The 24,452-nt window shown below is 72.9% G+C and carries 23 protein-coding genes; 19 read left to right on the forward strand and 4 right to left on the reverse strand.

All coding sequences use genetic code 11. The features are described 5' to 3' along the window. Nucleotides 1–46: 46 nt before the first annotated feature. The 5 genes from thrS (at nucleotide 47) to MKK53_RS08360 (ending at nucleotide 4,431) form a co-directional block, all read left to right on the forward strand. The gene (thrS, locus tag MKK53_RS08340) at nucleotides 47–2,074 is read left to right on the forward strand and encodes a threonine--tRNA ligase (RefSeq protein ID WP_243928227.1); all 2,028 of its coding nucleotides are present in this window, start codon (nucleotides 47–49) and stop codon (nucleotides 2,072–2,074) included. A 254-nt stretch (nucleotides 2,075–2,328) separates the two neighbouring features. After that, nucleotides 2,329–2,835 carry a pantetheine-phosphate adenylyltransferase gene (gene coaD / locus MKK53_RS08345; RefSeq protein ID WP_243928228.1) on the forward strand — a complete coding sequence of 169 codons (507 nt, stop codon included), beginning with the start codon at nucleotides 2,329–2,331 and terminating at the stop codon, nucleotides 2,833–2,835. A 23-nt stretch (nucleotides 2,836–2,858) separates the two neighbouring features. After that, on the forward strand, nucleotides 2,859–3,404 hold the full coding sequence (locus MKK53_RS08350; protein ID WP_243928229.1) for a peptidylprolyl isomerase: 546 nt from the start codon (nucleotides 2,859–2,861) through the stop codon (nucleotides 3,402–3,404). Further along, nucleotides 3,401–3,916, forward strand: a complete 516-nt coding sequence (locus MKK53_RS08355; RefSeq protein ID WP_409564293.1) for a hypothetical protein — start codon at nucleotides 3,401–3,403, stop codon at nucleotides 3,914–3,916. The genes MKK53_RS08350 and MKK53_RS08355 overlap by 4 nt, the downstream gene beginning before the upstream one ends. 53 nt (nucleotides 3,917–3,969) lie before the next feature. Next, nucleotides 3,970–4,431: a peptidylprolyl isomerase gene (locus MKK53_RS08360; RefSeq protein WP_243928230.1), complete on the forward strand. Its 462-nt coding sequence runs from the start codon at nucleotides 3,970–3,972 to the stop codon at nucleotides 4,429–4,431. 315 nt (nucleotides 4,432–4,746) lie between these two features. Here MKK53_RS08360 and mobA read toward each other — a convergent pair whose 3' ends face one another. Together mobA and MKK53_RS08370 are read right to left on the reverse strand one after the other, a co-directional pair. Continuing rightward, complete coding sequence (mobA, locus tag MKK53_RS08365) at nucleotides 4,747–5,364, reverse strand: molybdenum cofactor guanylyltransferase MobA (protein WP_313901536.1); 618 nt, start codon at nucleotides 5,362–5,364, stop codon at nucleotides 4,747–4,749. A gap of 7 nt (nucleotides 5,365–5,371) precedes the next feature. After that, a complete protein-coding gene (locus MKK53_RS08370) occupies nucleotides 5,372–6,520 on the reverse strand; it encodes an Mrp/NBP35 family ATP-binding protein (protein WP_243928231.1) in 1,149 nt (382 codons plus the stop codon). 209 nt (nucleotides 6,521–6,729) lie between these two features. On the opposite strand from MKK53_RS08370, the gene MKK53_RS08375 reads away from it, so the two are divergent. From MKK53_RS08375 to MKK53_RS08420, 10 genes are all read left to right on the forward strand, one after another. Continuing rightward, a complete protein-coding gene (locus MKK53_RS08375) occupies nucleotides 6,730–7,230 on the forward strand; it encodes a pyridoxamine 5'-phosphate oxidase family protein (RefSeq protein ID WP_243928232.1) in 501 nt (166 codons plus the stop codon). Between the two features lie 263 nt (nucleotides 7,231–7,493). Beyond that, entirely contained in the window at nucleotides 7,494–8,789 is a 1,296-nt protein-coding gene (locus tag MKK53_RS08380) for a nicotinate phosphoribosyltransferase (RefSeq protein ID WP_243928233.1), read from the forward strand. 203 nt (nucleotides 8,790–8,992) lie between these two features. After that, nucleotides 8,993–10,453: an MmgE/PrpD family protein gene (locus MKK53_RS08385; RefSeq protein WP_243928234.1), complete on the forward strand. Its 1,461-nt coding sequence runs from the start codon at nucleotides 8,993–8,995 to the stop codon at nucleotides 10,451–10,453. 105 nt (nucleotides 10,454–10,558) lie between these two features. Then, nucleotides 10,559–10,810, forward strand: a complete 252-nt coding sequence (locus MKK53_RS08390; protein ID WP_243928235.1) for a hypothetical protein — start codon at nucleotides 10,559–10,561, stop codon at nucleotides 10,808–10,810. Next, complete coding sequence (locus tag MKK53_RS08395; protein ID WP_243928236.1) at nucleotides 10,794–11,291, forward strand: hypothetical protein; 498 nt, start codon at nucleotides 10,794–10,796, stop codon at nucleotides 11,289–11,291. Before MKK53_RS08390 ends, MKK53_RS08395 begins: the two co-directional genes overlap by 17 nt. Before the next feature lie 286 nt (nucleotides 11,292–11,577). Continuing rightward, the gene (locus MKK53_RS08400; RefSeq protein WP_243928237.1) at nucleotides 11,578–13,593 is read left to right on the forward strand and encodes an AI-2E family transporter; all 2,016 of its coding nucleotides are present in this window, start codon (nucleotides 11,578–11,580) and stop codon (nucleotides 13,591–13,593) included. Between the two features lie 67 nt (nucleotides 13,594–13,660). Beyond that, nucleotides 13,661–14,449, forward strand: coding sequence for a histidinol-phosphatase (gene hisN, locus MKK53_RS08405; protein ID WP_243928238.1), 789 nt, complete (start codon nucleotides 13,661–13,663; stop codon nucleotides 14,447–14,449). A gap of 139 nt (nucleotides 14,450–14,588) precedes the next feature. Next, nucleotides 14,589–15,737 (forward strand): hypothetical protein, encoded by a 1,149-nt coding sequence (locus tag MKK53_RS08410; protein ID WP_243928239.1) that lies wholly within the window; start codon nucleotides 14,589–14,591, stop codon nucleotides 15,735–15,737. Nucleotides 15,738–15,933: 196 nt separating this feature from the next. Further along, nucleotides 15,934–17,370, forward strand: a complete 1,437-nt coding sequence (locus MKK53_RS08415; protein WP_243928240.1) for a YcjX family protein — start codon at nucleotides 15,934–15,936, stop codon at nucleotides 17,368–17,370. A gap of 226 nt (nucleotides 17,371–17,596) precedes the next feature. Further along, on the forward strand, nucleotides 17,597–18,604 hold the full coding sequence (locus MKK53_RS08420; protein ID WP_243928241.1) for a YcjF family protein: 1,008 nt from the start codon (nucleotides 17,597–17,599) through the stop codon (nucleotides 18,602–18,604). A gap of 254 nt (nucleotides 18,605–18,858) precedes the next feature. Here the strand turns inward: MKK53_RS08420 and MKK53_RS08425 are convergent, their stop codons facing one another. Both MKK53_RS08425 and MKK53_RS08430 read right to left on the reverse strand, forming a co-directional pair. Then, on the reverse strand, nucleotides 18,859–19,263 hold the full coding sequence (locus tag MKK53_RS08425; protein WP_243928242.1) for a PRC-barrel domain-containing protein: 405 nt from the start codon (nucleotides 19,261–19,263) through the stop codon (nucleotides 18,859–18,861). 131 nt (nucleotides 19,264–19,394) lie between these two features. After that, complete coding sequence (locus MKK53_RS08430) at nucleotides 19,395–20,336, reverse strand: hypothetical protein (protein WP_409564294.1); 942 nt, start codon at nucleotides 20,334–20,336, stop codon at nucleotides 19,395–19,397. A 184-nt stretch (nucleotides 20,337–20,520) separates the two neighbouring features. On the opposite strand from MKK53_RS08430, the gene MKK53_RS08435 reads away from it, so the two are divergent. The 4 genes from MKK53_RS08435 (at nucleotide 20,521) to MKK53_RS08450 (ending at nucleotide 24,400) form a co-directional block, all read left to right on the forward strand. Next, a complete protein-coding gene (locus MKK53_RS08435) occupies nucleotides 20,521–21,084 on the forward strand; it encodes a nitroreductase (protein ID WP_243928243.1) in 564 nt (187 codons plus the stop codon). Nucleotides 21,085–21,091: 7 nt separating this feature from the next. Beyond that, on the forward strand, nucleotides 21,092–21,721 hold the full coding sequence (locus tag MKK53_RS08440) for a flavin reductase family protein (RefSeq protein WP_243928244.1): 630 nt from the start codon (nucleotides 21,092–21,094) through the stop codon (nucleotides 21,719–21,721). 88 nt (nucleotides 21,722–21,809) lie between these two features. Then, on the forward strand, nucleotides 21,810–22,910 hold the full coding sequence (locus MKK53_RS08445) for a lytic transglycosylase domain-containing protein (protein WP_243928245.1): 1,101 nt from the start codon (nucleotides 21,810–21,812) through the stop codon (nucleotides 22,908–22,910). Nucleotides 22,911–22,936: 26 nt separating this feature from the next. Beyond that, on the forward strand, nucleotides 22,937–24,400 hold the full coding sequence (locus MKK53_RS08450) for a DUF2336 domain-containing protein (RefSeq protein WP_243928246.1): 1,464 nt from the start codon (nucleotides 22,937–22,939) through the stop codon (nucleotides 24,398–24,400). The last annotated feature ends 52 nt before the right edge of the window (nucleotides 24,401–24,452 follow it).

The raw sequence follows: 24,452 nt of genomic DNA on the forward strand, positions 1-24,452 counted from the left end.
ACCCGCTTACCTGCCCCGTTCGCAGGAGTGAGCCAGGAGACCGCCCATGCCCGTCCTCACCTTCCCCGATGGCAACACCCGCGAGGTCGCCGCCGGCACCACCGGCCGCAGCGTGGTCGAGGGAATCGCCAAGTCGCTCGCCAAGCGCACCGTGGCCATGGCGCTGGACGGGACGGTCTGCGACCTCGACGACCCCATCGCGGGGGACGCGCGGATCGAGTTCCTCGACCGGGCCGATCCCCGCGCCCTGGAGCTGATCCGGCACGATTGCGCCCACGTGCTGGCCGAGGCGGTGCAGGCCCTCTGGCCGGAGACCCAGGTCACCATCGGCCCGGTGATCGAGAACGGGTTCTACTACGACTTCCACCGGCAGGCCCCGTTCACGCCGGAGGACTTCCCGGCGATCGAGGCGAAGATGCGCGAGATCATCGCCCGCGACGCCCCGTTCACCAAGGAGGTGTGGACGCGCGAGGACGTGCGCGCCCTGTTCGCGGGCAAGGAGGAGGGCTTCAAGGTCGAGCTGGTGGACGCGATCCCGCCGGGCCAGGACCTGAAGATCTACCGCCAGGGCGAGTGGTTCGACCTCTGCCGCGGCCCGCACATGACCTCCACCGGCAAGGTCGGCGCGGCGTTCAAGCTGATGAAGGTCGCGGGCGCCTACTGGCGGGGCAATTCCGACAACCCGATGCTGACCCGCATCTACGGCACCGCCTGGGCCACGAAGGAGGACCTCGACGCCTACCTCCACCGCCTGGAGGAGGCCGAGCGCCGGGACCACCGCCGCCTCGGCCGGGAGATGGACCTGTTCCACTTCCAGGAGGAGGGGCCGGGCGTCATCTTCTGGCACGCCAAGGGCTGGACGATCTTCCAGGAGCTGATCGCCTACATGCGCCGGCGGCTGCGCGGCGACTATGCCGAGGTGAACGCCCCGCAGATCCTCGACAAGGCCCTGTGGGAGACCTCCGGCCACTGGGGCTGGTACCGGGAGAACATGTTCGCCGCCCAGTCGGCCGGCGACGAGGCCGAGGACAAGCGCTGGTTCGCCCTCAAGCCGATGAACTGCCCCGGCCACGTCCAGATCTTCAAGCATGGCTTGAAGAGTTACCGCGATCTGCCTCTGCGGATGGCGGAATTTGGCGTGGTGCACCGCTACGAGCCGTCGGGCGCCATGCACGGGCTGATGCGGGTGCGCGGCTTCACCCAGGACGACGCGCACATCTTCTGCACGGAGGACCAGCTGGCCGACGAGTGCCTGAAGATCAACGACCTGATCCTCTCCACCTACGCGGATTTCGGCTTCGGCGAGATCGTCGTGAAGCTGTCCACCCGGCCGGAGAAGCGCGTCGGCTCGGACGCCCTGTGGGACCACGCGGAAGACGTGATGACCCGGGTGCTGGCGCAGATCGAGGCGCAGTCGGGCGGGCGGATCAAGACCGCCGTGAACCCGGGCGAGGGGGCCTTCTACGGCCCGAAATTCGAGTACGTGCTCCGCGACGCCATCGGCCGCGACTGGCAGTGCGGGACGACGCAGGTGGACTTCAACCTGCCCGAGCGGTTCGGCGCCTTCTACGTCGATGCGGACGGGCAGAAGAAGCCGCCGGTCATGGTCCACCGGGCGATCTGCGGCTCGATGGAGCGCTTCACCGGCATCCTGATCGAGCATTTCGCCGGGCATTTCCCGCTCTGGCTCGCCCCGGTGCAGGTGGTGGTCGCCACCATCACCGGCGAGGCGGACCCCTACGCCGCCAAGGTCGTGCGGGCACTCGAGCGCGCCGGCCTCCGCGTGGAGACGGACCTGCGCAACGAAAAAATCAACTACAAGGTCCGGGAGCACTCGCTCGCCAAGGTGCCGGTGCTGCTGGCGCTCGGCAAGCGCGAGGCGGAGGAGGGCACCGTCTCGATCCGCCGGCTCGGCAGCCAGCAGACCCGCACCCTGCCCCTCGCGGAGGCGGTGGCGAGCTTCGTGGACGAGGCGACCAGCCCCGACCGCCGCCGCGCCGAGGCGGTGGCCGAGACCGTCCCGACCAGCGACACGGTGCTGGATTCGCACCATGGGGAGAGTGCGGTTCCGTAGAGGCGCGGATGTTCCCCTCTCCCCACATGTGGGGAGAGGGCCGAGCCCCCCTTGTCGGGGGCGAGGCGAGCCCCGAAGGGCGATGGTGAGGGGGTTCCACGAAAGGGGCTCGTCCGGATGCCCCCCTCACCTCCGGCTGCCGCCTCGCTCCGGCGACGACAAGGTCGCCGGAGCCCTCTCCCCGCCGGCGGGGAGAGGGGGAACTTGTCTCGACAGGTTCCGTCCGCCCTCAAAACACGCTAGGGCGGTCGGCGATGACCCGCACCGCCCTCTACGCAGGCTCGTTCGATCCGGTCACGAACGGCCACCTCGACGTCGTGCGCCAGGCCTGCCGCCTGGTCGACCGGCTGGTGATCGCCATCGGCGTGCACCCCGGCAAGGCGCCGCTCTTCTCCGCGCAGGAGCGGGCCGACCTGCTCCGCGAGACCTGCGGGCCGGTGGCGACGGCCGAGGGGGCGACCCTCGACGTCGTGACCTTCGACGACCTCGCCGTCTCGGCGGCCCGGCGCTGCGGCGCCGCGATCTTCATCCGCGGCCTGCGCGACGGCACCGACCTCGACTACGAGATGCAGCTCGCCGGGATGAACGGCGCCATGGCCCCCGAGGTCCAGACCGTGTTCCTGCCGGCCTCCACCAGCGCCCGGCCCATCACCGCGACCCTGGTGCGGCAGATCGCCGGGATGGGGGGCGACGTGTCGCCCTTCGTGCCGGCCGAGGTCGCCGCCCGGCTCAAGGCGCGGTTCGCGCCGTCCCACCCTTAAGCCCACAAGGACCCTTGAGAGCCATGAAACGCCGCACGCTCCTCGCGCTCGCCCTCTCGCTCGGCCTGTCCGCCCCGGCCTTCGCCGCCGATTCCAACACCGTCTACCTGCAGACCAAGGACGGCCGCATCACCATCGAGCTGCGCCCGGACCTCGCCCCCAAGCACGTCAAGCAGATCAAGACCCTGATCGCCCGCGGCTTCTATGACGGGCTGAAGTTCCACCGGGTGATCGACGGCTTTATGGCCCAGACCGGCGACCCGAAGGGCAACGGCACCGGCGGCTCGGACCTGCCCGACATCCCGGCCGAGTTCTCGCAGACCGCCCAGTTCAAGCGCGGCACGGTGGGCATGGCCCGCTCGGGCAACCCGAACTCGGCCAACTCGCAGTTCTTCCTCTGCCTCGGCGACGCGCCGTTCCTGAACGGCCAGTACACGGTGGTCGGCAACGTCACCGACGGGCTCGACGTCCTCGACAAGATCAAGAAGGCGCCCCCCGGCGCCGCCGGCGGCGCGGTGCAGGACCCGGACAAGATCGTCCGCATGACGCTGGCCGAGAAGGGCAAGTGAGGGGAGGGCGGGGAAAGCCGGTCCTCCGGTCCCTGTTGGTCGGCGCCCTCGTCGCCGGGGCGCCGACGGCGCACGCCTATGACGGGGGCCATGCCTATGCCGGCTACGCCTACGGCCCCGGCGGCGGCTATTTCCTCAGCCTGCCGGACACCCTGCGGGCCACGGTCGCCGTGCCGTTGAAGGACAGGCCGGCCGAGGCCCCCGCAGACACCCTCGCCGCGCTCTACCCGGCGCTGGCCGCCTGCTGGACCGCGCCCCATCTGACGGGGAAGGTCCAGGGGCCGGATGTGGAGGTGACGGCGCGACTCTCCCTGCGGCGCGACGGCAGCCTGATCGGGCCGCCGCGGATCACCTACGCCACCGGCGTCGCGGGCGGCGACCGGCCGGCCCTCACCCGCGCCACCCTGGCCGCGCTCCGGAGCTGCACGCCGGCCCGGATCACGCCCGGCCTGGGCCGGGCGATCGCCGGCCGCCCCGTGGCCCTGCGCTTCGTCTACCGGCCGCCGGCCTGACCCGGCCGCCCGGCTCGCCCCTGTCCCCCACCCGAACCTACGGAGAATCGTTCATGGCCGACACCGACACCATCACCCTCGAGACCACCAAGGGCCGCGTCGTCATCGCCCTGCGCCCCGACCTCGCCCCGAACCACGTGGAGCGGATCAAGACCCTGGCCTCCCAGGGCTTCTACGACGGCGTGCCGTTCCACCGGGTGATCGACGGCTTCATGGCCCAGACCGGCGACCCGACCGGCACCGGCTCGGGCGGCTCCGAGCTGCCGGACCTGAAGGCCGAGTTCAACGCCGAGCCGCACACCCGCGGCACCTGCTCGATGGCCCGCACCAACTTCCCGCACTCGGCGAACTCGCAGTTCTTCATCTGCTTCGAGGACGCCCGCTTCCTCGACAAGCAGTACACCGTGTGGGGCAAAGTGACCGAAGGCATGGACGTGGTCGACACCCTCAACAAGGGCGAGCCGCCGCGTTCGCCGGACAAGATCGTGAAGGTCACCGTCGGCGCGGCCGCGTAAGGGACCCGTCCGTCCCACCCGCCTCCCTCATCCTGAGGCGCCCGCGAGAGCGGGCCGACTCGAAGGAAATCTCCAGGCGCCCTCGCGGGCCCTGGAGCCCTCCCTTCGAGGCGGCCCGCGCCGCGTCTCGGTGTCTGGCCGGTAAGCCGCCTACTCCCATCACTCCCCTCATCCTGAGGTGCCGCGAAGCGGCCTCGAAGGAGGGCCCCGGAAGGCTCCGCGATCCCTGGAGCCCTCCTTCGAGGCCTTCGCTCCGCTCCAACACCTCAGGATGAGGTCGGGTGTGGAAGAATCACCGACGTCTCGGTCTGACTCTCAGGATGAGGATCGAGCTTGGACGATGCCTTCCGCCCGGGAAAAATCCTCCGGCGCGTTGAGGTTCAGGAACGGATCGACCGGTTCCACCGGCCATTCCACCACCGCACTCCCGTGGCGGGCGATGAAGCCGCCGACCCGGCGCTCGCCCGCCGCGAGCCACGCCCGCAGGTCGTCGCGGAGGGCGACCGGCCAGAGGGCCACCGTGTAGTGCTCCCGCCCGCCCGAGGCCGCCACCGCGATGGGGCCTGAGCCGGGGGAGGCCGCGAGGCGCGTCACCAGATCGTCCGGCAGGAACGGGGCATCCCCCGGCACGCTCAGCACATGGGTAACCCCGTGCCGGGCCGCGCCATGCTCCAGCCCGGCGAGGATCCCCGCCAGCGGCCCCGGAAGGCCCGGCACGGGATCGGGCAGGATCGGCCCATCGAAGGCATCGCCGAACCGCGCCGGATCGCCGTTGGCGCTGAGCATCAGCCCGGCGGGGCATTGCGGGCGCAGCCGCCCGGCGATCCGCGCCAGCAGCGGCTGTCCGCCGAGGGGGAGCAGGGTCTTGTCCACCCCGCCCATCCGCCGCCCGAGGCCGCCCGCGAGGATCAGGCCGAGGACGGGACCCGCCACCGCGCGCCTACTCGAAGACGATCTTCGGCGCCGTCCGCCCGGCGGGGGCGCCGGACAGGTTCGTCCAGAGCGCCGCCGCGATCTCCCGGTAGACCTTGGCCTGCGGCCCGTCCGGATCGGTGGCGACCACCGGGCGGCCGGCGTCGGAGGTCTCGCGGATCGTCATGTTCAGGGGCACCTCGCCCAGGAACGGCACGCCCAGGCGCTGCGCCTCGTGGCGCGCCCCGCCATGACCGAAGATGTGCGAGGCATGGCCGCAATTCGGGCAGATGAAGGTCGCCATGTTCTCGACGATGCCGAGGATCGGCACCGCCACCTTCTTGAACATCGTCACCCCGCGCCGGGCGTCGATCAGGGCGAGGTCCTGGGGCGTCGAGACGATCACCGCGCCGGACAGCGGCGTGGCCTGGGCCATGGTGAGCTGCGCGTCGCCCGTGCCGGGGGGCATGTCCACGAGGAGCACGTCGAGCTCGCCCCAGAGCACGTCGCGCAGCATCTGCGTGATCGCCGACTGGACCATCGGCCCGCGCCAGATCATCGCCGCCTCGGGCTCGATCAGGAAGCCGATCGACATGACCTTGAGGCCGTAGCCGACCATCGGCTCCATCGCCTTGTTGTCGACCACGTTGGGCTTGCCGGTGAGGCCGAACAGCTTGGGCACCGAGGGGCCGTAGATGTCGGCATCGAGCAGCCCGACCTTCAGCCCCTGCGCCTGGAGCGCCAGGGCGAGGTTGCAGGCGGTGGTGGACTTGCCGACGCCGCCCTTGCCGGAGGCCACCGCCACGATGTGGCGCACGCCCGGAAGCTTCGGCCCCTGCTGCGGCGGGGCGCCGGGCCGGGGCGGGGCGACGGGGGGCGGCGTGACCGGCCGGGGCGCCGCATCGCTCTGGGCCGGGTGGCCGGGGCCGCGCTCGGAGGTGAGGCTCGCGAAGACCCCCGAGACGCCGGGAATCCGCAGGGCGGCGCCCTCCGCCTGCCGCCGCACCGGCTCGAACCGCTCCGCCTCGCTCGCGTCGATCAGGATCGAGAACATCACCCGGTTGTTGGGATCGACCACGACCTGCGACAGGCGCCCGGACCCCGGCAGGGTGGTGCCGGCGGCGTCGATCGTCACCGATTGCAGGGCGCGCAGCACGTCGTCGCGGGTGATGGCCAAGGCGGGAGGCTCCGGAACTCGCAGGGGCCGCCGGGTCGGAGGCGGCGCCAGATCGTCATTGTCGCGTGAACCCCCCATCTATACGCGCCCGCCGGAAACACCACCCCGGCGCCCGACCTGAACCAACCGGGGCGTCGCCCGTTGTCGAGGCGAATCCGGCCGGGGTGACGCGTGTGCGATGCCCCGCCACCCAAGGCAGGAGCGACGACGTGCACCAGAACCACCGCGATCACGAGGGCGCCGAGAAGCTGTTCGCACTCATCAAGGACGTGAAGGTCGCGATGATGACCACCGTCGATACCGACGGCACGCTCAACAGCCGGCCGATGTGGAACAACGACATCGACGAGAACGGCGACCTGTGGTTCTTCACCAAGCTGCACTCGCCCAAGACCGCCGAGATCAGCCGGGACGACCAGGTGAACCTCGCCTATTCCGACCCGTCGAGCCAGAACTACGTGTCGGTCGCCGGAAAGGCCGAGGTGATCCGCGACCAGGCGCTCATCGATTCGAAGTGGAATGCCAGCCTCAAGACCTGGTTTCCCAACGGCAAGGACGACCCCGAGGTCGCCCTGATCCGCGTCTGCCCGGAGAAGGGCGAGTACTGGGACAGCCCGAACGCGACGATGCTGCACCTCTACGGCACCGTGAAGGCCGCCCTCACCGGCGAGAGCCCGAAGACCGAGACCAAGAAGGTCGGTCTGTCGTAAGACCGCCCAACGTCAGGAAGGGCGGCAGGCCGGAGACGGTCGCCGCCCGTCCTCACACCCTCCACCGTCTTTGCGGACTTACGCGAAGCCATCCAGGGCAGCGGGACGTCTCAGGCGTCGGCGTCTCCCCGGATGGCTTCGCTTTCACGCGCAATGACGATGGGCGTGGGACAAAGGCGCGGTTCCACGACCGCGAACATTGACGCGCGCCCCGAAACCATGCGCCCTCCCGATCCCCCGGCGCGACCCGAAGTCCCGAAAAAATGCTCGATCTGGCGAAGCGGGTGTACGACCACAGCTTCCGCATCGATCCGATCGTGCGGTCGCTGCTCGACACGGATTTCTACAAGCTGTTGATGGCGCAGACGATCCTGCGCCGGCACCCGCAGGTGACGACGACCTTCGGCATTGCCAACCGCACCGCCCGGGTGCGGATCGCCGACGAGGTGGATGAGGGCCTGCTGCGGGAGCAGCTCGACCATGCCCGCTCCCTGCGCCTGTCGAAGGGCGAGGTGACGTGGCTGCGGGGCAACGTGTTCCGCGGGCAGGGGCGGATCCTCGAACCGGACTTCGTGGCGTGGTTCGAGACCTTCCAGCTGCCCGAATACGAGCTCGCCACCCGTGACGGGCAGTACGAGCTGACCTTCCACGGCCCCTGGGTCGAGACCACGATGTGGGAGGTGCCGGCCCTGGCGATCCTCAACGAGCTCCGGGCGCGGGCCGTCCTGCGCGGGCTCGGCAAGCTCGCCCTGCAGGTGCTCTACGCCCGCGCCATGACCCGGGTGTGGGAGAAGATCGAGCGGCTGCAGCGCCTGCCCGACCTGTCGATCGCCGATTTCGGCACGCGCCGCCGCCACGGCTTCCTGTGGCAGGACTGGTGCGTGCAGGCCATGGCCGAGGGCCTGGGCGAGCCGCGCTTCCTCGGCACCTCGAACTGCCTGATCGCCGCCACCCGCGAGGTGGAGCCGGTGGGCACCAACGCCCACGAACTGCCGATGGTCTACGCGGCGCTCGCCCCCGATGACGCGGCGCTGGCGGCGGCCCCCTACGCGGTCCTCTCCGACTGGCAGGAGGATTACGCGGGCAACCTGCGCATCGTCCTGCCCGACACCTACGGCACCACCGGCTTCCTCGCCCACGCCCCGGACTGGGTGGCCGACTGGACCGGCATCCGCATCGACTCCAAGGACCCGATCGAGGGCGGCGAGGAGGCGATCCGCTTCTGGCAGGAGCACGGGCGCGACCCGCGCGAGAAGCTCGCGATCTTCTCCGACGGCCTCGACATCGCCGAGATCGAGCGCATCCACGCCCGGTTCCACGGGCGGATGCGGATCGGCTACGGCTGGGGCACCCTGCTCACCAACGACTTCCGCGGGCTGATGCCCGACGGGCGGCTCGATCCGGTCTCGGTGGTCTGCAAGGTCACCGCCGCGGACGGCCACCCCACCGTGAAGCTCTCCGACAACCCGACCAAGGCGCAGGGGCCGGCGGACGAGATCGCCCGCTACCGGCGGGTGTTCGCCGTGGGCGAGCAGGCGGCGCTGCCGGTGGTGGTGTGAGAGGGGGAAGCTCTCCTCCTCGTGGGGAGGAGGTGGAGGTGGGGGCGGGGCAGAAGGCACCGCTGCGCCCCATCCGGCACCACCCCCACCCCTGACCCCCTCCCGACCAGGGGAAGGGACGGCGCGAGGGACCCTGCATTCTCGCATACGCTGGTATACTCTCCACCGTGACGGGCACCCGGATGCCCGCACGGGAGGATGCGATGACCATGAACCGCCGCTCGCTCATCGGGGCCGCCGGCCTCGCCCTCAGCGTCCCCGCCCTCCCGGTGGCCCAGGCCGCGGAGGGGGCCGCCCCGGGCGCGGCCAAGGCGCCCCCGCCCCCGCCGGTCACCAAGATCCTCGCCGAATGGATCCGCGGCTCGTCCTACGAGTCCCTGCCGGAGGAGGTCCGCCGGGAGGGCGTGCGCAGCTTCCTCAACTGGGTGGGCGTGGCGATCGGCGGCTCGCACCACGAGACCCTCGACATCGCCGTCTCGGCGCTGCAGCCCTTCTCCGGGCCGCCACAGGCGGGGCTGTTCGGGCGCTCCGAGCGGTTCGACATCATGAACGCCGCCTTCCTCAACGGCGTGTCGAGCCACATCTTCGATTTCGACGACACCCACCTGAAGACCATCATCCACCCCGCCGGCCCGGTGGCCTCGGCGATCCTCGCCTATGCGGAGATGAAGCCCGTTTCCGGTAAGGACTTCCTCGACGCCCTGGTGGTGGGGATCGAGGTGGAATGCCGGATCGGCAACATGGTCTATCCGAACCACTACGATGCCGGCTGGCACATCACCGGCACCTGCGGGGTGTTCGGCGCCGCCGCGGCGGCGGCGAAGCTGATGGGGCTGACGCAGGAGCAGACGGTCTACGCGCTGGGCCTCGCCGCCTCGCAGCCGGTGGGCCTGCGCGAATCGTTCGGCTCCATGAACAAGAGCTTCAACCCCGGCCGCGCCGCCGCCAACGGGCTGTTCGCGGCGATCCTGGCCGCCAAGGGCTTCACCTCCTCCGACCGGATGATCGAGGTGCGGCGCGGCTGGGCGCAGACCATCTCCACCAAGCAGGACTGGTCGCAGATCACCGACGGGCTCGGCACCCGCTACGAGAGCGCGCTCAACACCTACAAGCCCTTCGCCTGCGGGATCGTCATGCACCCGACCATCGACGCGGCGATCCAGATCCGCGACGAGGAGCACGTGAAGCCGGAGGACATCCGGAGCATCGACCTCAAGGTCCACCCGCTGGTGCTGGAGCTCACCGGCAAGACCGCACCCAAGACCGGGCTGGAGGGCAAGTTCAGCATCTACCACGCGGCGGCGGTGGCCTTCGTGGAAGGGGCGGGCGGCGAGAAGCAGTTCAGCGACCGGGCGGTGAACGACCCCCGCGTCGTGGCGCTCCGCCAGAAGGTGAACCCGGTGGTCACCCCCGGCATCGACGCGGCGCAGGTCGACATGACCGTGACGCTGAACGACGGGCGCACCCTCCACCGCCACATCGTCCACGCCATCGGCAGCGTCGAGACGCCGATGACCGACGCGCAGCTCGAGGCGAAGTTCAGGGACCTCGCCGACGGCGTCCTCCCGGCGGCGCAGGCCGCGCGGGTGATGGCGCTGTGCCGGACGCTGCCCGACCTCAAGGACGCGGGGGACGTCGCCCGGGCCGGCGTGCTGGGGGCGTGAGCGATCACCCGTTAAACGTGTGTTGACGGGGCTTTAGCCGGGCGGCACTCTCCGGGCATGGGTGAGTTCGAGCCATCCGCTGTCCGCGCGATCAGCCTCGATTCGGTGAACCGCGTCGCCGGCCGCCCGGCCGGTGACGTGCGGGCCGAACTCGGGCTCGATTGGACGGACGACCTCGTCTGGCAAATCACCATCGTGCACGAGGACGACGATCCTCCGCTGCCTCCGGCGACCAAGAGCCGGATCAGGCGAACGATCCGGGATGTCCTCGTGAACGGCGGGGACGAGCACTATCCCTTCGTGCGTTTTCTCGCCCGAAGCGATGTGACGGTCGACCTCCGTGCTCGACCCCTGTGAGCTGCTGGGCCTCGCCCGCGAGCTGGCCGAAAGACGGTCGGCCCGCGACGGCGAGCTGAGACGATCGATCTCCACCTCGTATTACGCGCTCTTCCACGCGACGCTGAAGGCCGCGGCCGAACGGTTCGTGGGGCCGGCGGAGGGGGAAGCACCGGCCTACGGCCTCCTGTACCGGGGCTACTCCCACGCCCGCATGAAAGACATCTGCCTCTCCATCGAGCGGCCGAACCTCGCCCGCCGGTATCAGCAGATCCTGGGGCGACGGACGGTGTCCGATGCGACGCGGGAGTTCGCCGAGAGCTTCCACCGCCTGCAGGCGCTGAGGCACGTCGCCGACTACAACCCGCAGGTCGTTTTCCGCCCTGCAGACGCCCTCGATGCCTGCGATTCGGCCGATCGGGCCACACAGGCCCTCGCCCGGATCGACGGCGCGGAACTCACCGACATCCTCGCGCTGCTCCTGGTCGATTCCCGCGCCTGAGCGTCTGGCCGAAAAGATCGGGGGGATGGACCGCCCGTCGTGATCCAGCCCGTCCTTGCTCCGTTGCGCTCGCAAGGACGGGAGGGCGCGGACTTTCGCGGGAAACACTCAGGATGCAGGGGGGGAGGGTGGGACGACACGGATCGTCCCGCCGGCCTCTGAGGGTCCTCACCGGCTGACCCTGTCCGCGGTGGGATCGTTTTGCGGCCCCGTGCCGTTCCCCGTCCATGCGACGCCGTGGCCCAGCTTGGCGTCCGGGTGGCGTCGTCGGGGGCATCGGGCGGGCATGGTCAGCAGACACACCGGGGTTCCCGGCAGGGACGATCCGCTGGTCCGTCCCCGGCCGACCCGCGTCGCCGCCGCCGAGACGCCCCGGGCGGCGCTCGCCTCGCCGCTCCTCGTCGGGGCGATCCTCGTGGCGGGGCTGTATTTCGGCCGGGAGATCTTCATCCCGATCGCGATCGCGCTGCTGCTGTCCTTCGTCCTCGGACCGCTGGTCAACGCCCTGCGCCGCTTCCGCCTGCCGCGCCTCGTGGCGGTGGGCCTCGCCGTGCTCATGACCCTCGGCATCGTCGGGGCCCTGGCCACGCTCATCGGGATCCAGGTCGCCGACCTCGCCGGCGACGTGCCGCGCTACCGCGCCACCATCGAGCGCAAGCTCGAGAGCCTGCGCACCAGCCCGGCCGGGCGCCTCACCGACTATGTCGCCAACATCGGCCGGGTGATCCACAACGCCGGCAACACCGAGGCGCAGCCGACGCCCGAGCCCGCGCCCAAACCCGAGACCAAGGCGAAACCCGCCGCCGACGCCGCCCCCGTCGAGCGCAAGCCGATGCTGGTGGAGATGGCGGCGACCCCGCCGAGCCCCCTGGAGACGGCGAGCACCCTGCTCTCGCCGGCCCTGCAGCCGCTCGCCACCGCCGGCATCGTCTTCGTGGTGCTGCTGTTCGTGCTGATGCAGCGGGAGGACCTGCGCGACCGGTTGATCCGGCTCGCGGGCTCCAAGGACCTGCACCGGACCACGGTGGCGATGGACGACGCGGCGCGGCGCCTCTCCCGCTACTTCGTCGCCCAGCTCGCCCTCAACACCGCCTTCGGCGTGGTCATCGGCGTGGGCCTCTACCTGATCGGCGTGCCGAACCCCGTCCTGTGCGGGATCGTCTCGGCGCTGATGCGCTTCGTGCCCTATCTCGGCGCATTCCTCTCGGCCCTGCTGCCGATGCTGCTCGCCGCCGCCATCGAGCCCGGCTGGAACATGACCATCGCCACCGCGATCCTGTTCCTGATCCTCGAACCCCTGACCGGGCAGGTCATCGAGCCGATGCTCTACGGCCAGTCCACCGGCCTCTCGCCCACCGCCGTGCTGGTCTCGGCCCTGTTCTGGACGTGGCTGTGGGGGCCCGTCGGCCTGCTGCTCTCCACGCCGCTCACCGCCTGCCTCGTCGTGCTCGGGCGCCACGCCGAGCACCTCGAATTCCTCGACGTCCTGTTCGGCGACAGGCCGGCCCTGACCCCCGTGCAGAACTTCTACCAGCGCATCCTGGCGGGCGATTCGGAGGAGGTGCTCGGCCATGCCGAGCTGATCCTGCAGCACTGCTCCCTCTCGTCCTATTACGAGGACGTGGTCCTGAAGGGGCTGGAACTCGCCGCCCGCGACGCGGCGCGGGGCGTGCTGACCCCGACCCAGAAGAGCGCCATGCGCAGCACGCTCTCCGAACTCATCGACGACCTCGCCGACCGCTCGGACGGCCCCACGGACGCCGCTCGCAAGGGCACGCCCACGGCCGCCGACCCCTGCGAGGCGCAGGGCTCCTGCAGCCCCCACCCCGCCCATGCGGGGCCGGACGACGTGGCCGATGGCTGGAGCCGGGAGGGCGCGGTGCTCTGCGTCTCCGGCCGGGGCTTCCTCGATCCGGCCGCCGTGGCGATCCTGGCGCAGATCCTCGCCAAGCGCGGCATCGGCGCCCGGACGCTGCCCTTCGCCGAGACCGCCTCGGCGCGGATCGCCCGGCTCGATCCGGGGGCGGTCCGCCTCACCTGCGTGGTCTCCATCTCCCATGGCGGCGAGCCGCAGCACCTCAACCGCCTCGTCGAGCGGCTGAAGCGGCACATGCCCGCGGTGCCGGTCCTGGCGGGGCTGTGGCTCGCCGACGAGGGCGAGCGCCGGACCGGCTTCACGGTGAACGCCGACATCACGGCGGGCTCGCTGCACGACGCGATCGAGAGGGTGCTCGCCGCGGCGGAGGCCGATCCCGCCCGGAGCCCCGCGCCCGGCACGCCGGCGATGGGGCAGGGGGCTTGACGCAGACCCGACCGACCGCCTTCGTCTGGCCGTCGGCGCAGGGCCGGCAGGTCGGAGACAGGACCCGATGAGCGTCGTCGAACTCGGCCGGTTCATGGACGATCTCGCCCAGGCCTCGGGCCAGGCGATCATGCCGTTCTTCCGGGCGCAGTTCGCCCTGGAGGACAAGGCCCGGGGGGGCTCGCCCTTCGATCCGGTCACCGAGGCCGACCGGGCGGCGGAGGTCGTCCTGCGCGCCATGATCGGCAAGGCCTTCCCCGGCCACGGCATCCTCGGCGAGGAGTTCGGCACCGAGCGGGCGGATGCGGAATGCGTCTGGGTGCTCGACCCCATCGACGGCACCCGCGCCTTCATCGCCGGCCTGCCGACCTGGGGCACGCTGATCGGCCTCACCCGCAACGGGGTGCCGGTGCGGGGGCTGATGCACCAGCCCTATCTCGGCGAGATGTTCACCGGCGATGGCCGCACCGCCCGGCTGCGGGGGCCCGCCGGGGAGCGCACCCTGCGCACCCGCCGCTGCGCCGACCTCGGGCAGGCGCTGCTGGCCACCACCGATCCGCGCCTGTTCGCGGGGGTCGAGGAGGCGGAGCGCTTCCGCGCCCTGGAGGGCCAAGTGCGCCTCTCCCGCTACGGGGCCGATTGCTACGCCTATTGCATGCTCGCCGCCGGGCAAATCGACCTCGTGGTCGAGGCGGGGCTGAAGCCCTACGACATCTGCGCCCTGATCCCGATCGTCGAGGGCGCCGGGGGCCGGGTCACCGCCTGGGACGGCGGCTCCGCCGCCTCCGGGGGCCGGGTGATCGCCGCGGGCGACCCGCGCCTGCACGAGGCGGCCCTGCGCGTGCTGAACCCGTGAGGGCGACCCTGCCGTCCCCCCCGCCCCTGCGCCGGAGGGCCGGCCGGGGGGCCGACCGGGGGGCCTCCTCCGCACCGGGCGGAGGCCTGCCCTGCGGGCACGGGCGGGAGGGGAACCCGGCCCGCCGCCGCGTCCCCGCATGATGCTGGCGGCCATCGTCCTGCTCGCGGGCCTCGCCGCCCAGGCCGGGGAGGGTGCCGAGGCGCTCCTGCGCGCCCTGCCGCGCCCGGCCGCCGCCGTTCCGGCCGAGTCCCCCCGCTTCGACCCGGCGGCGCGGGCGGTGTCGAACTGGCATGGGCAGACCGCGGCGGCCCTGCGCCCGCAGGCGCTCGCCCTCACCGCGAGCCTCGCCCGGGACCCGCCCTACGTCGCCCGCTGCGTGCGGCTCAACAACGGCTGGTGCATCAAGTCGGCCCGCTGGCCGGGGGAGATCGGCGCGGACGGGGAGGGGCACACCGCCTTCGCGACCCTGGCCGACGGGGCCGACGCCGCCGCCCACCTGCTGCGGCGCTACTACCGCGACTACGGCCGCCGCAGCGCGCTGGCCATCGTGCGCCGCTGGGCGCCCTCGGAATGCCGGATCGCCTCCCCAGGCGGCCGGGCCGTCGCCGCCGCCCCGGTGTCGGCGGGCCTCGCCCCCCGGGGTCTCGGCGGCACGCTCCGGGCCCGCTTCCTCGCCCGGCACCGCCCCGGCGGCGCCCCCCGCCTCGCCGCGGCCCGAGGCGGGCGGGCCGCCGCCCTGCGGGTGCAGCCCTGGTCGCCGCTGGCCCGCCTCGCCGGCCGCGCGGGCGCCCGCCCGCCGAGCAGGGCGATTCCCCGGATCGCCGCCCCGCAGCCGGTAGCGGACATCGCCGCCGGGATCGGGGCGACACCCACCGCGGCGCCGCGGAGGCGCGGTGCCGACGACCCGGCCTCCCTCCTCGCCGGGTCCCACGTGCCGAGCCCGGAGCGGATGGTGGCCGAATCGGCCCGCCTGCCGGCCCTCGCCGCAGGCCTGCCCCTCCTCGACCTGCGGCTCCCCGCCCCCCTCTGCACGGGCGACGAGGTGCGCATCCGCGCCTATGCCGGCCGGATCGCGGGCAGCGTCGGCCTCACGCCCGACGACGACCTCCTGCTGTTCGGCCCGGACGGGGCGCCCCTGCCGAACCTCGCCCCGGTGATGCTCGCCATGTCGGCGGTGGAGCTCGGCACCCTCCGCGCCGGCCCGGAGCTGGTGGCCGGGGCGGTCACCCGCCTCGCGGAGGAGGGGGGAGCGACCTATCCGGAAAGGCCGCGCCCCGGGCCATAGCCTCGACCGTCGCGCTGCCCCTCTCCCGCCCCCCTTCGGGGGCCACCCTCCCCCGCAGAGGGGGGAGGGAGAGCCTTGTCCGGATTCCGGGGGGCCGCGGCTGTCGGGACGGAACGCGACACCCTTGCGGCCGAGCCTCCGCCGCGCCACCTGACGCCCGCCCCCGTTCAACCGTCGCCGGCCCGTGCCCCCACCCTTGACCGACTTCACCTCCCGCGCCGGCTCGGCCCTGCGCGCCTTCGCCGAGGCGTCCCAGGACCTCCTCGTCCAGCCGACCCTTCGCCTGGGAGTCACCGGCCTCGCCCGCTCGGGCAAGACCGTGTTCACCACGGCGCTGATCCACCACCTCGTGGAGACCCACGCCCTGCCGGCCTTCGCCCCCGCGCAGGAGGGGCGCCTGCGCCGGGCCCGCCTCGTGCCGCAGCCGGACGACGACGTGCCGCGCTTCCCCTTCGAGGAGCATTTCGCGACCCTCACCGAGGCCCGCGCCTGGCCCCGCTCCACCGACCGGATCAGCCAATTCCGCCTGGAGATCGCCTACGAGCGCGCCGCCGGCTGGCGCTCCGGCCCGGCGACCCTGATGCTCGACGTGGTGGACTATCCCGGCGAGTGGCTCCTCGACCTCGCGCTGATCGAGACCGACTACGTGTCGTGGTCGCGCTCCACCATCGCCGGCACCCGCCGGCCCGGCCGGGCGACGGTGGCCGCCCCCTGGCTCGCCGCCTTGGCCGGGTTCGACCCGGCCGGGCCCCTCGACGAGGTGGCGGCCGAGCGGGCGAGCGACGCCTTCAAGACCTACCTGTCGGCGCTGCGCGCGGGCCCGGAGGCGGTGGCCACCACGCCGCCAGGGCGGTTCCTGATGCCCGGCGACCTCGCCGGCTCCCCGGCCCTGACCTTCGCCCCCCTCGACCGCCTGCCCGACACCATCGACCCCGACAGCCTCGCCGGGCTGATGCAGCGGCGGTTCGAGGCGTACAAGGCGAAGGTGGTCACGCCCTTCTTCCGCGACCACTTCCAGCGGGTCGACCGGCAGATCGTGCTGGTGGACGTGCTCTCGGCGGTGGATGCCGGGCCGACGGCGGTCGCCGAGCTGGAGGAGGCCCTCGACGCGGTGCTGCTCAGCCTCAACATCGGCCGCAACTCGATCCTGTCGCGGCTGTTCGCCCCCCGGGCCGACCGGGTGCTGTTCGCCGCCACCAAGGCCGACCACCTCCACCAGACCAGCCACGACCGGTTGGACGCCCTGCTGCGCCTCCTCGTCTCCCGCTCCATGCGCCGGACGGAGGCCGCGGGCGCCCGGGTCGGCACCGTGGCCCTCGCCTCCGTGCGCGCCACCCGCGAGACCACGGTCCACGACGGCGGCGAGACCCTGCGCGCGGTCGCCGGCACCCCGGAGGCCGGCGAGGTGGTGGGCGACGAGACCTTCGACGGGCAGAGCGAGGCGGCGATCTTCCCCGGCGAGCTGCCGGCCCGGCCGGAGGCGGTGCTGGAGGGCGCGGTGCCGCCGGGCTCCCTGCGCTTCCCCCGCTTCCGCCCGCCGCTCATCCGCCCCGACAGCCTCGGCCGCCCCGGCCACCTGCCGCAGATCCGCCTCGACCGGGCGATGCAGTTCCTGATCGGCGACCGGCTGTGACGGCCTTCGGATTCCAGCCGCGCGGTGACGCGCCCCTCGGCGCAGGTGGGGGAAGGTCGCCCGTCGCCGCGTCCCTGCCCGTCGCGGATACCCAACCCGTCCTTGCGAGCGTCAGCGAAGCAATCCAGGGATCCGCCCCGTTCGGAAACGTCCCGCTGCCCTGGATTGCGTCGCGGCGCTCGCGAAGACGGAGAGGGGCTTGGTGTCGTGTCATGAGGAACGGTCGATGACTTCGGGCCAGAAACCCCGCGCCTTCCGCCTGTCCCCCGAGCCGCCCCCCGCCGCCGGGTTCGCCCCACCGCCGCCGATGCCGGTGATCGTGGAGGAGCCGTTCGAGATCGTGGACGCGGCCGATGGCGTGCCGGTCCCGGTGGCGCCCAAGCGCCGGTCCCCCTGGGGGGGGCTGTTCCTGTCGGCGGCCGGCGGCCTCGTCTCCCTCGGGGTCGGCCTGTCCGTGGAGCGGATGATCGCCGACCTGTTCCAGGCGGCGCCCTGGCTCGGCTGGGTCGCGGTGGCGCTGCTCGGCCTCGCCCTGCTGGCGCTGGCCGTGATCCTCGGGCGGGAGCTCGCCGGGCTGCGGCGGGAGAAGCGGATCGAGCGCCTGCGCCAGTCGGCCATCGACGCCATCGCGGCCCGGGACCACACCGGCGCGATGGCGGTGGTGCGAGAGGTCTCGGCGCTCTACGCAGGCCGGGAGCGCCTCGCCGCCGCCCGCGCCCGCCTGGACGGCACCGCCGACGCGATCCTCGACGTGGACGACCGGATCGGCCTGGCAGAGCGCGAGCTTCTGGTGGACCTCGACCGGCAGGCCCGCAACGCCATCGCGGTGGCGGCCAAGCAGGTCTCGGCGGTGACGGCGCTGAGCCCCCGGGCCATCGTGGACGTCGCCTTCGTGCTGTTCGCCGCCGTGCGCCTGCTGCGCCGGATCGCGACGATCTACGGCGGACGCCCCGGCTTCCTCGGCTTCCTGCGGCTCGCCCGCTCGGCGGTGGCGCACCTCACCGTCACCGGGGGCATGGCCGTGGGCGAGAGCGTGATCCAGCAGGTGCTCGGCCTCGGCCTCGCCGCCCGGGTCTCCGCCAAGCTCGGGGAGGGGGTGCTCAACGGCCTGATGACCGCCCGCTTCGGCCTCGCCGCCCTGGCAGTCTGCCGCCCGCTGCCCTTCGTGCGCACCGAGCCGCCGCGCCTGGCCGACGTGGCCGGGGAGCTGCTGCGCTCGGGGGAGGAGACGTAGTCCGCGCACCTCGCGTCTTCGCGAGGCGGAGCCGAAGCGATGACGGGGAGGGCGTGAGGCCGCCGGCCCCACCCATCCCCCTCATCCTGCGAGTCTGACCGGGACGACGACAGCCCCCGTCTTTGCGAGCGCAGCGAAGCGATCCAAGGATCTGCCACAGGTCGGATACGGCCCGCTGCCCTGGGTTGCTTCGCTTACGCTCGCAATGACGGGGAAAGTGTCAGGCCGCCGGCCCCGTCAGCGACCGCGCGGGATCAGCGCTTGAACTTGCCGTCGTACTTGAACTCCGGCGCGGACTTCAGCTGGTCCTTGCTGGCGCCGATGATCGCCTTCCACTTCTTGGCGTTGGCGTCGTAACCCAGGGCCACGGAGTCGGGGGAGACCACCACGTAGTGCTCGCCCATGCCGAGGAAGCCGCCGACCGACATGATGTAGCCCGAGAGCTTCTGGTTCTCGATCACGAGATCCTTGATCTCGCCCACGGTGTTGTTCTGCGCGTCGGTGACGTTCAGGCCGATCAGGTTGTAGCTCAGCACCGCGTCCTGCGGCACGTTCACGAACTTCGGCGCCACGGTCGGCGGGGCAGAGTGGTTTTCGGCGGCCAGGGCGGGGCCGGCGAGCATCGCGGCGGCGAGGGAGGCGAGAACGAGACGACGCATGAGAATCTCCGAGTGCCCGTGATGGGCGGCAGGAAATGACGCGTCGCCGGAGATCGTTCCCCCCCCTCGCAGAAATGTAAATGCCCGGAACATGGAACCGATCTGCCTCATCCGGAAGCAGGGGGCGGGGCTCAGTTGGCGGCGGGCGCGTCCGCCTTGGTCGTCACCTCGATGTCCCGGTCGAGGCCGCTCTCCACCTTGAACTCGCGGGTGTAGACCTGCCCGTCGTGGCGGGCGATCAGGACGTAGTCGCCCTCGGCCAGGGTCACCTGCGGGAAGGCGCCGATGGCCTCGCGGATCGTGTCGCCGCCCGGCGTGAGCACGGAGAAGGCGGTGCCCGCGAAGGCCTCGCTGCCGGGCGCGGCCACGAGCTTCAGGGTGACGGTCGCCGCCCGGTGGTTGAGGGTCGCCTCGGTGACTTTGCCGTTCTCGACCTTGAGGTCGGCCCGCTGGATCGCGTTCGATTCCCCGTAGGTCGAGACCACGTGGTAGGTGCCCTCCGGCAGGCGCAGCAGCTCCCCCGTATGGATGCCCGCGCGCACGAGCCGCCCCTCGGAGTTGGTGCCCACCGGCACGAAGACCGAGAAGGTCACCTGATCCGGCGGGATCTTCACGTCGCCCACCGCCCCGGAGAGGCGCAGCGCCCCCGCGGCGACCCGCAGGGTGTCGCTCGCCGCCTGTCCGCCGAGCACGATCCGCTTCGAGGCGCTGGCGAAACCGTAGGTGACGGTGGCGACGTAGGCGCCGGGCGGCAGGGTGAAATGCGGCTCGGCCTCGGTGGAGCGCGCCACGATCGCCGGCCGCGCCCCCTCGCCCCGGTCGTCGAAGATGCGCCACGCGAGGCCGTCCTGCAGGGGCGTCGCCGCCCCGGAGAGGATCGCCGACAGGGTGAGCTGCGCGTCGGGCTCGGCCCGGGGCAGGGCGGGCGGCAGGGTGGGGCTGGTGATCGAGGGCGAGGGCAGGGGGCCGCCCCCCGGCTGGACGAGGCCCTGCTGGGCCAGGGCCATGGAGGGCGCCAGCGCCGACGGCATCGCCGCGAGCACCGCACACCACCTCGTCCGCCGTCCCACCATCGTCCCCGCCGCCTCCGCGCCCGACCGCCCCCTCTGGCCCGCGACCGTGGCGGCGGCAAGGCCGCGGCGGCCCGCGCATGGCCCGCGACTCGCCCGCGACTCACCCGCGCGACGCCCTTTCGCACCGGGGCGCCCCGTGCCACATCGGCGCTGGACCGCTTCGCGACGCCTTTCGGACGGACCCATGAACGCCACCCTCGACCTGCTCAAGACCCGCCGCTCGGTGCCGCCGCCCCTCCTCGACGGGCCGGGCCCGTCCCGCGAGGAGCTGACGACCCTCCTCACCCTGGCCTCGCGGGTGCCGGACCACGGCAAGCTCGCCCCCTGGCGGTTCGTCGTCATGGAGGGCGAGGCGAGGGCGCGGATCGGCGAGGCCATCGCCGCGGCCTTCGCCGCCGACAACCCGGAGGCCGGGCCCGAGCGGCTGGAGCAGGAGCGCCGCCGCCTGACGCACGCGCCGGTCGTGGTCGCCGTCGTGTCCCGGGCCGGGCCGCACGTGAAGATCCCGGACTGGGAGCAGGTGCTCTCGGCCGGGGCCGTCGCGATGAACCTCGTCGTGGCGGCCAACGCCATGGGCTACGCCACCTCCTGGCTGACGGAATGGCATGCCTACGACCGGCGGGTCCTCGAGGCCCTCGGCCTCGCGCCGGACGAGCGGCTGGCCGGGCACATCCATCTCGGCCGGGCGCGGGAGATCCCCTCCGACCGGCCACGGCCGGCCCTCGCCGACATCGTCACCTATCTGTGAGGCGCACGTGCATTACGATCTCGACCTTCCCCGCGACGCGCGCGGCCTGCCCCACAACCCCCTGAAGGCGATCGTCGCGCCCCGGCCCATCGGCTGGATCAGCGCCATGGACGGGGCCGGGCGCCTGAACCTCGCGCCCTACTCGTTCTTCAACGCGGTGGCCGACACCATGGTCGCCTTCTCCTCCTCGGGCCGGAAGGACGCCATGACCTTCGCGGAGGAGGGGGGCGAGTTCGTGTGCAGCCTCGCCACCTGGGACCTGCGCGACGGGATGAACGATTCCTCGGCGCCCCTGCCCCGCGGCGAGAGCGAGTTCGCCTTCGCGAAGCTCGGGACCGCGCCCTCCCACAAGGTCCGCCCGCCCCGGGTGGCGGGGTCGCCGGCCGCCCTCGAATGCCGCTGGCTCCAGACGGTGCCCCTCGTGCCCCTGGACGGGAGCGCGGCGGAGAACTTCCTCGTCATCGGCCAGGTGGTGTCGATCTACGTGGACGAGCGCTTCGTCGTCGATGGCATGGTCGACACCGCCGCGATGCATCCGATCATGCGGGGCGGCTACTTCGACTATTTCCACGCCACCGCCGAGACTCGCTTCACCATGCGCCGGCCGAAGGGCGCGGGGGAGTTCACCGGGTCCTGAGGCGATGGTTAAGTCCCCGTCAACCTTGAGGCTTTGTTTACCATAAGGGCGCAGGTTCGGCCGGTCCCATCAGACTGGCCGAAGCCGGATGTTCCTGTTCACCACCACGGCCAGCCCCCCGGAGATCCCGACGCCGCCGGCCCTGGTGCGCCCCGCGCCGGCGCCGGTGGTGCAGGCGATCCGCGACGGGGCCAGCGCCACGGGCGTCGGCTTCGACTACCTGCTCGCCACGGCGCGGCGTGAATCCGCCCTCGACCCCTCGGCCAAGGCGCCGACCTCGTCCGCCACGGGGCTGTTCCAGTTCATCGAGCAGACCTGGCTCGGGACGATGAAGAATGCCGGGCCGCAGCTCGGCCTCCAAGCCGAGGCGGACGCCATCGTCCGGCAGACGGACGGCACCTACGCCGTGCCCGACCCCGGCCAGAAACAGGCGATCCTCGACCTGCGCCGGGACCCGAAGGTGGCGGCGGTGCTGGCCGGCGCCCTCACCCAGAAGAACGCGCAGGCGCTGCAGGCGGCCACCGGCCAGGAGCCCACGCCGGGCGACCTCTACGCCGCCCACGTCCTCGGGGCGAAGGGCGCGGCGAGCCTCATCGCCACCGCCAAGACCTTCCCCGAACGCTCGGCCGCCCTCGACCTGCCGGAGGCCGCCGCCGCCAACCGCGCCCTGTTCTACGACCGCACCGGCCGCCCCCGCACGGCGGCGGAGCTCTACGCGAGCCTGGCGGCGGCGGCCCACGCGGCCCCGGCCGGCGTGACGCAGGCGGTGCGCCTGGACGGCCCCGCCCAGGCCACCGGGGAGCCGCCGCAGGCGGCCTCCTCCGCCATGACGGCGACCGCCTTCGGCGGCGGATCCGACCTGCGCAGCCTGTTCCAGACCGACCGGCGCGCCACCGTCTCGGACGCCGCCGCCAAGCTCTGGCAGGGCCGGACCTCCGGCACCGCCACGGCGCGGCCGGCGCCCTCCTACTTCCCGCGCTCGGACGAGGCCGAGACCGAGCGGGCGGCGCCCGTCGCCGTCGCCTCGGCCGACCCCGACGCCCTTCCGCTGACGACGGGCTCCCTCGCGCCCCCCCCGGCGCGGCCGGGATCGCCCCTCGTCAACGCCCCCCTGCCGCCCCGCCGCCCGGCGGAGTTCGGCGCGGGGCCGTCCCCCAACAGCCTGTTCGCACAGAGGAGGGGCCCGTGATGGCGATGCCCGCGATGGAGAGGCCCATGATCAAGAAGTCCATGATCATCCGCCAATTCCTGGCACTGACGCTGAACGCCCCGGCGGACCGCCGGGCGCAGGCGGCGTCGGCCCTCGTCCGGGCCTACCTCTACGGCGACCTCGACGCGGACGGCGCCTGGGAGGCCAAGACGGCCCTGCTCAGCCTCCTCGACGACCCGGCCCCCTCCGTGCGCCGGGCCCTCGCCGAGGCCTGCGCCGATTCCGCCCGCAGCCCGCGTCCGGTGGTGGTGGCCCTGTCCTGCGACGTGTTCGAGGTCGCCGCGCCGATCCTCGCCCGCTCCCCCGTCCTGACGGAGGCCGACCTCGTGGAGGCCGCCGCCCTCGGCGAGGAGGAAGCCCGCGCCGTGATCGCCCGGCGCCACCACCTCACCCCCGCCGTCTCCGGGGCGCTGGCCGAGATCGCCGACCTGCCGACCCTCGTGGCGCTGGCCGGCAACCCCACCGCCCGGATCACCGGCGGCCGGCTGCTGCGGATGGTCGAGCGGTTCGGCCACGAGGCCGACCTGCGCGAGGCGCTGCTCGCCCGGCACGACCTTCCGCCGGAGGGACGCCACGCCATCGCCGTCGCCCTGGCCCGGACCCTGTCCGCCTTCGCCACGGGGCGCGGCTGGCTCGGCGAGGCCCGCTGCGAGCGCATGACCTGCGAGGTGGCCGAGCGGTCGGCCCTCGACCTCTCCGCCGGGGCCGGCGCCGCGGCGACCTCGCGCCTCGTGGCCCACCTGCGCGCCACGCACCAGCTCAATGCCGGGCTGATCCTGCGGGCGATCCTGTCCGGACGGACGGAGTTCGCGCAGACCGTCTTCGCCGACCTGTCGGGGCTCGACCATGCGAGCGTCGCCCGCGCCATGCGCGACCCCCGGGCCGTCGCCGGCCTGCACGAGCGGGCGGGCCTGCCCGCGCCGCTGCTGCCGGCGATGCAGGCCGTGCTCGCCGCGTGGCGGGAGACCGCGCCCGCGACGGGGGGGGCAGGGCAGGGGGCCGGTCTGTCGCGGCGGATGATCGAGCAGGCGATCACCGCCTGCGAGGGCTGGGACAGCCCGGAGAGCCGCACGGTGGTCGCCCTGCTCACGCGCTTCGAGGCCGAGGCGGCCCGCGACGAGGCACGCCAGACCACCCGCGCGATCCTGGCCGAGGCGGCGGCCCGCGAGACCGCGGAGCGCCAGCGCCTCGCCGCCGACGCGGCATGGCGCGAGGCGATGGCCGCCCACCGGGCCGAGGCCGGGCTCCCGCCGACGGCGGCCCCCGCCACCGGGCGCACCGACCCCGTCGGGGCGATCCTCGACGCACTGCCGGACCAGATCCTCGAATGGTTCCGCATCGAGCGGGGGCAGGCCCCCGCGGAAGCGGTGCCGGAGGAGGTCTTCGCCGGCCTCGACGCCGCGCTCCTGGCCGAGTTCCGGGCGAGCCGCCTCGCCCCGGAGAAGGACCGGATCGCCATCGCCGCCTGACCGGGGGCGTCCCCGAACCCACCGCCACCGCGGGGCCCACCCCGCCATCGAC

The sequence above is a fragment of the Methylobacterium sp. J-076 genome, assembly GCF_022829405.1.
Classification (GTDB): Bacteria; Pseudomonadota; Alphaproteobacteria; order Rhizobiales; family Beijerinckiaceae; genus Methylobacterium.